Origin of the sequence: Tropicimonas sp., assembly GCF_047971885.1 — a bacterium.
In the GTDB taxonomy this organism is placed as follows: Bacteria; Pseudomonadota; Alphaproteobacteria; order Rhodobacterales; family Rhodobacteraceae; genus Tropicimonas.
This window is the reverse complement of sequence record NZ_JBKEAE010000082.1, coordinates 17,591-27,264: the sequence shown is the minus strand read 5'-3', so window position 1 is coordinate 27,264 and position 9,674 is coordinate 17,591. Positions and strand designations below refer to the sequence as shown.

Annotated in this window: 10 protein-coding genes and 1 pseudogene; all 11 read left to right on the top strand. The window is 64.9% G+C overall.

Annotated features, from left to right (window positions below; genetic code table 11):
- Positions 1-822: pseudogene (locus ACK5IR_RS08170) on the top strand (replication-associated recombination protein A); the annotation flags it as partial.
- Between the two features lie 96 nt (positions 823-918).
- Positions 919-1,374, top strand: a complete 456-nt coding sequence (locus ACK5IR_RS08165) for a c-type cytochrome (RefSeq protein ID WP_416927737.1) — start codon at positions 919-921, stop codon at positions 1,372-1,374.
- Positions 1,375-1,379: 5 nt separating this feature from the next.
- On the top strand, positions 1,380-2,024 hold the full coding sequence (locus tag ACK5IR_RS08160) for a cytochrome b/b6 domain-containing protein (RefSeq protein WP_416927735.1): 645 nt from the start codon (positions 1,380-1,382) through the stop codon (positions 2,022-2,024).
- Positions 2,025-2,070: 46 nt separating this feature from the next.
- Positions 2,071-2,454 (top strand): fluoride efflux transporter CrcB, encoded by a 384-nt coding sequence (gene crcB, locus ACK5IR_RS08155; RefSeq protein ID WP_416927733.1) that lies wholly within the window; start codon positions 2,071-2,073, stop codon positions 2,452-2,454.
- Positions 2,451-3,491 (top strand): RluA family pseudouridine synthase, encoded by a 1,041-nt coding sequence (locus ACK5IR_RS08150; protein ID WP_416927731.1) that lies wholly within the window; start codon positions 2,451-2,453, stop codon positions 3,489-3,491. The genes crcB and ACK5IR_RS08150 overlap by 4 nt, the downstream gene beginning before the upstream one ends.
- A complete protein-coding gene (locus ACK5IR_RS08145; RefSeq protein ID WP_416927729.1) occupies positions 3,488-4,177 on the top strand; it encodes an HAD-IA family hydrolase in 690 nt (229 codons plus the stop codon). The genes ACK5IR_RS08150 and ACK5IR_RS08145 overlap by 4 nt, the downstream gene beginning before the upstream one ends.
- Positions 4,174-4,905 carry an ATP12 family chaperone protein gene (locus ACK5IR_RS08140; protein ID WP_416927727.1) on the top strand — a complete coding sequence of 244 codons (732 nt, stop codon included), beginning with the start codon at positions 4,174-4,176 and terminating at the stop codon, positions 4,903-4,905. Before ACK5IR_RS08145 ends, ACK5IR_RS08140 begins: the two co-directional genes overlap by 4 nt.
- Positions 4,906-5,108: 203 nt before the next feature.
- On the top strand, positions 5,109-6,125 hold the full coding sequence (locus ACK5IR_RS08135) for an amino acid ABC transporter substrate-binding protein (RefSeq protein ID WP_416927725.1): 1,017 nt from the start codon (positions 5,109-5,111) through the stop codon (positions 6,123-6,125).
- Between the two features lie 127 nt (positions 6,126-6,252).
- Positions 6,253-7,584: an amino acid ABC transporter permease gene (locus tag ACK5IR_RS08130; protein ID WP_416927723.1), complete on the top strand. Its 1,332-nt coding sequence runs from the start codon at positions 6,253-6,255 to the stop codon at positions 7,582-7,584.
- A 1-nt stretch (position 7,585) separates the two neighbouring features.
- Positions 7,586-8,872: an amino acid ABC transporter permease gene (locus ACK5IR_RS08125; RefSeq protein ID WP_416927721.1), complete on the top strand. Its 1,287-nt coding sequence runs from the start codon at positions 7,586-7,588 to the stop codon at positions 8,870-8,872.
- Between the two features lie 10 nt (positions 8,873-8,882).
- Positions 8,883-9,674: an amino acid ABC transporter ATP-binding protein gene (locus ACK5IR_RS08120; protein ID WP_416927719.1), complete on the top strand. Its 792-nt coding sequence runs from the start codon at positions 8,883-8,885 to the stop codon at positions 9,672-9,674.

The window sequence follows — 9,674 nt, the reverse complement described above, 5'->3', positions numbered from 1 at the left end:
GTGCTGGTGCTCAACCGGCTCGACGAGGCGGCGCTTCGCCAGATGCTCGACCGTGCCGAGGCGGAACTGGGCCGCAGGATGCCGCTGGAATCCGCCGCCCGCGAGGCACTGATCGGAATGGCCGATGGCGACGGCCGGGCGCTTCTGAACCTTGTCGAGCAGATCGCCGGCTGGCCGGCGGATGCTGCGCTGAACGTTGCGGCGCTGACTGCGCGGCTGACCCGCAGGGCCGCGCAATACGACAAGTCGGGCGACGCGCATTACAACCTGATTTCCGCCCTGCACAAATCGGTGCGCGGCTCGGACCCGGATGCGGCGCTCTACTGGCTGGCGCGGATGCTCAAGGGGGGGGAGGACCCGAGATTCCTTGCCCGTCGTATCACCCGCATGGCGGTCGAGGATATCGGGCTGGCCGATCCGCAGGCGCAGGCGCTCTGTCTTCAGGCATGGGAAACCTACGAACGGCTCGGCAGCCCCGAGGGGGAACTGGCGCTGGCCCAGGCGGTTGTCTACCTGGCGCTCGCGCCGAAATCGAACGCCGGTTACATGGCGTTCGCCGCCGCCATGGCAGCCGCCGGCAAGACCGGCTCGGAACCGCCGCCGAAACACATCCTCAACGCCCCGACCCGGTTGATGAAGGAGCAGGGTTATGGCGCCGGCTATCAATACGACCACGATGCCGAAGACGGCTTTTCCGGACAGAACTATTTCCCCGACGGCATGAAGCGCGGGGTCTATTACATGCCCGTCGCGCGCGGCTTCGAGCGGGAACTGAAAAAGCGGCTCGATTACTTCGTCGGCCTGCGGGCGAAACGCGGCTGAAATCCGCGACCGAACTTTTTTCGCCGCAGCGCGACGGAAATCGCCGCCTGCCCCGTGGAACGAGGTTGTGTACATGTCTGACTCAAGGAAACCAGCATGCGAAAGCTCGTGATTGCCGCAATCGCCATTTCTGTTCCCGGCCTTGTCGCCGCCAATGCGCTCACCGATGCGGTGAAGCAGCGGCAGAATTTCATGAAAGGATACGGGGAATCGGTGGGCATGCTTGCCAGGATGGCCAAGGGCGAGGTCGAATACGACGCCGCCACCGCCCAGGGTGCGGCCGACAGGATCGCCGAAATGGCGCATCGGGATACCTCTGCCTGGTATGTTCCCGGCAGTTCGTCTGCGGATCTTCCCGGGGTCTCCTATGCGCTGCCCGCGCTCTGGGCTGACGGCGCGAAGGTTGGCGAGATCGCCGGCAGGATGGCGCCGGCCGCCGAAACGCTGAAGGTCGCGGCGGGCGAGGGCCGGGCGCAGATGGCCGGTGCGCTGGGAGGCGTCGGCCAAGTCTGTCAGGATTGTCACAAGTCGTTCCAGGCCAAGAAGGACTGAGTGCGATGGCGGCCCATCCGTCCCAGCCCGGCAGGCTCCGCCGTGTCCTTCTGTGGGACCCGGCGGTGCGGGCGTTTCACTGGAGCCTGGTGATCTGCGTCGCGATCGCATGGTATCTGGGCCAGTTCGGCCCGGGTATCATGACGCTGCATTTCCGGTTCGGCTACGCGGTCATCGCGCTTCTTGCCTTCCGGGTGCTCTGGGGGCTTTTCGGAGCCTGGCCGGCACGATTCAGCGACTTTCTCTATGGGCCGAAGACCTTCTTCGGCTACGTCCGCGGGATACCGGTCCGCAGGCCGAGCTACTGGCCCGGGCACAATCCGCTCGGGGCGCTTTCGGTGTTCGCGCTGCTCGCCGCACTCGGGTTTCAGGCCTATACCGGGCTCTACGCCAATCCTGACGATTTCATCAACTACGGCCCGCTCTACAATGCCGAGAACGAGGCCTATGCGAAATGGGCGACGGGCTGGCACCAGGCGATGCCGCCGGTCATCCTGTTGCTGGTGCTGCTCCATGTCGGGGCGATTGTCTATTACCGGTACTGGAAGGGTGAGAATCTGGTGATGGCGATGCTGACCGGGCGCAAGGTCGTCAGCGGGCAGGTGCCTGCCGAACGCGTGATCGAGGAACTGGGCGCCGACGCCGGCTGACCCGCGCCCGCTTGACAATGCCCCGGCGTCGCACGACAGAGGCGCCATGATGACAACCCTCCTTCAGGTCGCCGCGGGGGGCGCGGTCGGCGCCTCCTGCCGGTTTCTTGCCAATGTCGGCATGAAGGCGCTGTTCGGTGCCGGCTTTCCGTGGGGGACCCTGACCGTCAATATCCTCGGGTCGTTCCTGATGGGTCTTCTGGCTGTGGCGCTGGAGCGCCGGGGTGCCATGGCGCTTGCCCCCTTCGCGATGACCGGGGTCCTGGGCGGGTTCACCACCTTCTCGGCCTTTTCGCTCGATGCGGTGTTCCTGCTAGAGGAGGGCAGAACCCTGGTGGCCGTGATCTACATGGCGGCTTCGGTCGTCGTTTCCATCGCGGCGCTGGTTGCCGGGCTCTTGCTGGCGCGTGGGATGGTGACCGTGCCATGAGCGGTGTCCAGACGATCGAGATTTCGCCCGACGAGGCGGATCAGCGGCTCGACCGCTGGCTTCGCCGGCGCTTTCCCCATCTCGGGCAGGGCCGGATCGAAAAGATGTGCCGCAAGGGCGAGATCCGCATTGACGGGGCGCGGGTCAAACCCTCGGCCCGGGTTGTGGCCGGGCAGGTCGTGCGGGTTCCGCCGCTGCCCGAAGACGATGCGCCACGCCCTGCCAGAACTGCGATCCCGGACGCCGATGCGCAGATGATCCGCAACGCGGTGCTCTGGCGGGACGATCACATCATCGCGCTGAACAAGCCTCCGGGCCTGCCGACGCAGGGCGGCAGCGGGCAGACCCGCCATGTCGACGGGCTGGCCGAAGCGCTGCGCTTTGGTGCCGTAGAAAAACCGCGGCTCGTGCACCGGCTGGACAAGGACACATCGGGCATTCTTCTGCTGGCGCGGGACCGCAAGGTTGCCGGCGCGCTGGCCGAGACGTTCCGCGCCCGCGAAACGCGCAAGATCTACTGGGCCGCCGTCGCCGGTGTGCCCGCGCCCCGGATGGGGACGATCCGTTTCGGGCTGGTCAAGGCGCAGGGTCACGGTGGGGCGGGCGAGGGCGAGAAGATGCATTGCGTCCATCCGCGCGAGATCGACAACACCCCCGGGGCCAAGCGGGCGACGACCGATTATTCGGTGCTCTCGGCGCTTGGCGGGCGGGTACGCTGGGTGGCTCTGGTACCCGTCACCGGGCGCACGCACCAGTTACGCGCCCATATGGCCGGCATCGGGCATCCGGTCGTCGGAGATGGCAAGTACGGCGGGTCGGGGCAGGAAAACCCCGGCGATGGCTGGGGGGCGGGACTTGGCGGGGAGATTTCGCGCAAGCTGCACCTGCATGCGCGCTCGCTCAGGTTGCGCCACCCGGTGACCGGCAGGATGCTGACCCTGACCGCGCCCCTTCCCGAGCACATGGAACGGACATGGGCCATGATGGACTGGCGCGCGGGCGACGTGCCCGCCGATCCGTTCGAGGATGTGGAATGAACGGCGATTTCCCTTCGCGACTTGTCGTGTTCGATGTCGATGGCACCCTGGTCGACAGTCAGGCCCATATCATGGCGGCGATGGAATACGCCTATCGGGCCGTTGGCATCGCGCCGCCCGGTCGGGCAGAGGTGCTCTCGATCGTCGGGCTTTCGCTGCCGCTTGCCATCGAGCGGCTGGCCCCGGACCTGTCGCCGGGCACCCGGCTGGCGCTGGCCGAAGGCTACAGGGAGAGCTTCGCCAGCCTGCGGCAGACTGACGGTGAAAACCTCTCGTCGCTCTTTCCCGGCATGCGCCCGGTGCTCGACGGGTTGCTTGGCCGAGACGATCTGCTGGTCGGGATCGCAACCGGCAAGTCGCGGCGCGGGCTCAGGCATGTGCTTGCCGCGCATGGGCTGACCGGCGCCTTTGTCACCGAACAGGTTGCCGACGATCACCCCTCGAAACCGAACCCGTCCATGCTGTTTCGCGCATTGGAGAAAACCGGAGCGGAGGCGCGGAACGCGGTAATGATCGGCGATACGACCTTCGATATCGAGATGGGGCGCGCGGCCGGTTTCGCGACCATCGGGGTCGCCTGGGGCTATCACCCGACCGACGCGCTTCGTGCCGCCGGGGCGGATTGCATCGTCGAGACCGCCGCGGCGCTGCCGGCCCGGATCGAGAGCCTTCGGGGGCGCCCGTGAGCGGCTGGAAGGTCAGACGTTTCTGGATATCGGCCGAGGCGGTCGCCGACCGCGACGGCTGGGGCGTGAGGCTCGACGGCCGCCCGGTACGGACACCCGCCAGGGCGCCGCTGCGTCTGCCGACCCGGCCGCTCGCCGAGGCGATAGCCGCCGAATGGAACGCGCAGCAAGGCGACATCGACCCGCTTTCGATGCCGCTGACCCGGTCGGCCAATGCCGCGATCGACAAGGTGGTACCGCAATTTGCCGAGGTTGCCGGGCTGATCGCGGCCTATGGCGAGACCGATCTGTGCTGCTATCGTGCCGAGGGGCCGCGCTCGCTCGTTGTGTTGCAGGCGCAGGCGTGGGATCCGCTGCTGGCCTGGATCGGGGAAACCCATGGTATCCGTCTGGTGCGGACAGCCGGAATCGTGCCGATCCCCCAGCCCGAGGCCAGTCTGACCGCATTACGCGGCCTGCTGGACCGGATGGATGCCTTTGCCCTGACGGCATTGCACGATCTGGTGGCGCTGTCGGGATCGCTGGTCATCGGACTTGCCGCTGCGGCGGAACTGATGCCGGCGGAAGAGCTTTGGGCGCGGTCGCGCATCGACGAGGACTGGCAGGAAAGCCAGTGGGGCGCTGACGAGGAGGCGACCGCGCAGGCGCTGCTCAAACGGGGCGCATTTCTGCATGCGTCACGGTTTCATCGTCTTTCCCGGAAACCGCCCGAAACGCCGGCGCGATGACCGGTTGCCGTGCCGGATCGCCTCGAATTGATGGTTGCCCTACGGTCATCCGCACCCTCGACACTTGACCTCGACTCGGGATTTCGCCCAATGTTGCATCATTGGGGAAGGGCGGGCCTTTCCCGCGAAAAGTCGAAATGGCCCAAGGGCCGATAAATGAACACCCGTCCGGTCAGGATGGGGACCATCGGGAAGAGGTACCTATGAGGAAATCCATTATCGTTGGGACACTGGCGTTTGCCAGCCTGTCCGCAGGAATGGCGGCTGCCGGAACGCTTGATGACGTGAAGGCGCGCGGCAAGCTGAACTGCGGTGTGAATACCGGCCTTACCGGTTTTGCCGCGCCCGACGCGAACGGCGAATGGCGCGGGTTCGATGTCGCCGTCTGCCGCGCGGTGGCGGCGGCGGTGCTCGGCGATGCGACGGCGGTGGAATTCGTTCCGCTCACCTCGAAGACGCGGTTCACCGCCGTGGCCTCGGGCGAGGTCGACATGCTGTCGCGCAACACGACCTGGACGTTCTCGCGCGATGTCGACCTGAAATTCGATTTTATCGGCGTGAACTATTATGATGGGCAGGGGTTCATCGTTCCCAAGAGTCTGGGCGTTTCCTCGGCCAAGGAGCTTGATGGTGCCACCGTCTGCATCCAGACCGGCACCACGACCGAACGGAACCTGGCCGATTTCTTCCGTGCCAACAACATCACCTACGAGCCGGTGCCGATCGAATCCGACGACGAGGCACAGCAGCAGTACCTTGCCGGCGCCTGCGACACCTACACCACCGATGCGTCGGGCCTTGCCGCGGTGCGCGCCACCTTCGAGAACCCGGGCGATCACATCATCCTGCCCGAGATCATCTCGAAAGAGCCGCTCGGGCCGCTGGTCCGTCATGGCGACAACGAATGGGCCGATATCGTCCGCTGGACGCTCAACGCCCTGGTCGCCGCCGAGGAGTACGGCATCACCTCGGCCAATGTCGAGGAGCTGTCGCAGGGCACCAACAACCCCGAGATCAACCGGATGCTCGGCACCGAGGGCACATTGGGCGAGATGCTGGGCCTCGACAAGGACTGGGCCAAGCGCGCCATCCTCGCCGGCGGTAACTATGGCGAACTGTTCGAGAAGAACATCGGCGAAAAGACCCCGATCGGGCTGGCGCGCGGGCTGAACGCCCAGTGGACCGAGGGCGGTCTGCTTTATTCGCCGCCCTTCCGGTAAGTCACATGCGGGGGGTGTCGCGCGCGGCGCCCCCTCCCGTCCCAAGAACAAGATAAATCCGGACAGGGAAGCGGCACAGCGCCGCCGGCTGGGAGAAGTCCGGAACCCGCTCAGGGGGTAACGGCCCATGGCTTCGACATCCGATCCGCATCAGGAGTCGTTCCGGCTCGGCATGCTGATCTACGATACCCGCTATCGTTCGGTCACCATCCAGATCATCGCGCTGATAGGGTTTCTGACCCTGATCGGCTGGCTGATCCACAACACCGCCGAGAACCTTTCGACACTCGGCAAGCCGATCTCGTTCAGTTTCCTTCAATCGCCGGCCGGTTACGACATCAACCAGACGCTGCTGGCCTATTCGTCGCAATCGACCCATCTGCGGGCCGCCTTCATCGGCCTGCTGAACACGCTGCTGATCGCGGTTCTTGGCTGCGCCACCGCCACGGTCATCGGCGTGACAGTGGGGATTCTGCGCCTGTCGAGCAACTGGCTCGTCGCGCGGCTGATGACGATCTATGTCGAGACCTTTCGTAACGTGCCGGTGCTGCTGTGGATCGTCTTCACCATGGCGATCCTGATAGAGAGCCTGCCGGCGCCCCGCGATTTCCGCGGTGACGATGCTTCTGCCTCGATGATCCTGTTCGATACCGTGGCGATCACCAACCGGGGTGTCTACATTCCCGAGCCGCGGTTCAGCCGCAGTCTCGGTAATGTCGCGGTCCTGCCCGACAACGACGATCCGGTCTGTATGCGGGTGCAGGGCGAGGGTGTCGAGACCCTGCCGCTCAATCCCGCCTGCGGGATTTTCCAGATCAGTCTCGATTTAGTCGCCCTTCTTGCCGCCCTCGCCGCCGGCCTGTTCGCTTCGGGGCGGATCCGCAAGCGCGCCGACCAGGTGCAGGCCGCCACCGGAACCCGGCCGGTCACATGGTATCTGCGTCTCGGCGTCGTCGTGCTGCCGGTTGTGGCACTGCTTGTCGCGCTCGGCTTTCATCTCTCCGTGCCACGTCTCGAAGGGTTCAACTTCCGGGGCGGGATCTACCTGCGCAACTCGCTGATCTCGCTCTGGCTGGCGCTGTCGCTCTATACCGCTGCCTTCATCGCCGAGATCACCCGCGCCGGCATCCTCGCCATTCCACGGGGGCAGACCGAGGCGGCGGCAGCACTTGGCCTCCGTCCAAGGCGCATCATGAACCTGGTGATCCTGCCACAGGCGCTCCGGGTGATCATTCCACCGCTGATCTCGCAATATCTCAACCTGACCAAAAACTCGTCTCTGGCCGTCGCGGTGGGCTACATGGACCTTACCGGAACCCTGATGGGCATCACGCTCAACCAGACCGGGCGCGAGTTGGAGACCGTCATGCTGGGGATGCTGTTCTACCTCACGATCTCGCTGCTGATTTCGGCGGTGATGAACTGGTACAACAACCGTGTCAGACTGGTGGAGCGCTGAGATGGAGGATATCCGCTTCGTCCGCAGCGAAATGGTCGCCGAACGTCGGCCGCCCGCAGCGCAGACCGGTGCGATCGGCTGGTTGCACCAGAACCTGTTCTCGAGCCTGCTCAACACGGTGCTGACCGTTCTTTCGCTGGCGGCGATCGTCTGGATCCTGTCGCGGGCGATCCCGTGGGTCATGTCGCCGACATGGCAGGGAACGTCGCTTACCAATTGCCGCGAGATTCTCGACGGTGCCACCGGGGCCTGCTGGGGGGTGATCCGCGAGCGCTGGCGGCAGTTGCTTTTCGGGTTCTATCCCTCCGATCTCTACTGGCGTCCGGTGCTCGATTTCGTGCTGATGCTGGTCGCGCTGGCGCCGGTGCTGTTCACGCGTCTGCCGCGCCAGCTGCTTTTTTTCTCGGCGCTCTATCCGTTCCTGATGCCGTGGCTGCTGTGGGGCGGTACGATCTGGGTTTCTGTCGTGGCGCTGGCGGGCTTTGCCTTCGGCTACGGCGCCTACCGGCTCGCCCGGCCGTTCGCCGGAACGATCGCCGCGACCGTTCTGGCCGTTGCCGTCCCCATCCTCTGGTGGCTGTTTCTCGCCGGCCCTGTCGCGGCACGGATGGAGACGATCGCGCCGCTGGGTATCGCCCCCGTGACAAGCCGGGCCTTTGGCGGCTTCATGCTGTCGATCACCATCGGGGTTGTCGCCATCGCCGTCTCGCTGCCGATCGGCATCCTGCTGGCGCTGGGGCGGCGCTCGAACCTCGTCATCGTGCACGCGCTTTCGGTCGGCTTCATCGAGTTCATCCGCGGCGTGCCGCTGATCACGCTGCTGTTCGTCGCTTCGACGCTGCTCAACATCTTCATGCCGCCGGGAACGAACTTCGATATCATCCTGCGGGTCATCATCATGGTGACGCTGTTCGCCTCGGCCTATATGGCCGAGGTGATCCGCGGCGGGCTGGCAGCGCTGCCCAACGGCCAGTACGAGGCCGCCGACGCGCTCGGCCTCGATTTCTGGCTGGCGCAGCGGCTTGTCATCATGCCGCAGGCGCTGAAGATCTCGATCCCGGGGATCGTTTCGACCTTCATCGGCGTGTTCAAGGATACGACCCTGGTTTCGATCATCGGTCTGCTCGACCCGCTGGGCCTGACCAAGGCGATCACCGCAGATGCCAACTGGAACGGGATCGTCTGGGAAATCTACGGCTTCATCGCGCTGATGTTCTTCATCTTCTGCTTCTCCATGTCCCGCTATTCGATGTATCTGGAGCGTCGCCTCCGGACGGGACACCGATAAGGATCGCTCCATGCCCGAAATTTCCACCCAACGCGCCGTCGACCGGTCCCGGATGCAGGTATCCGACCAGGTTGCCGTGCAGATCACCAGCATGAACAAGTGGTTCGGGACCTTCCATGTCCTGCGCGATATCAACCTGACCGTCTATGAAGGCGAGCGGATCGTGATCGCCGGTCCATCCGGGTCGGGCAAGTCGACGCTGATCCGCTGCATCAACCGGCTGGAGGAGCATCAGAGCGGCGAGATCGTCGTCGACGGGACCGAGCTTTCCTCGGATCTCAAGAATATCGACAAGATCCGCTCCGAGGTCGGGATGGTGTTCCAGCATTTCAACCTGTTCCCGCACCTGACGATTCTTGAAAACTGCACGCTCGCGCCGATCTGGGTGCGGAAAATTCCGCGCCGCGATGCCGAGGCGACCGCGATGGAGTTTCTGGAAAAGGTGCAGATTCCGGAACAGGCGAACAAGTATCCCGGTCAGCTTTCGGGCGGGCAGCAGCAGCGGGTGGCGATCGCGCGCTCGCTGTGCATGCGGCCCAAGATCATGCTGTTCGACGAGCCGACCTCGGCGCTTGACCCCGAGATGATCAAGGAGGTGCTCGATACCATGATCGAACTGGCCGAGGAGGGGATGACCATGCTCTGCGTCACGCACGAGATGGGGTTTGCCCGCCAGGTCGCGAACCGGGTGATCTTCATGGATCAGGGCCAGATCGTCGAGCAGAACGACCCAGAGGAATTCTTCAACAACCCGCAGCACGAGCGGACCAAGCTGTTCCTCAGCCAGATCCTCGGTCACTGA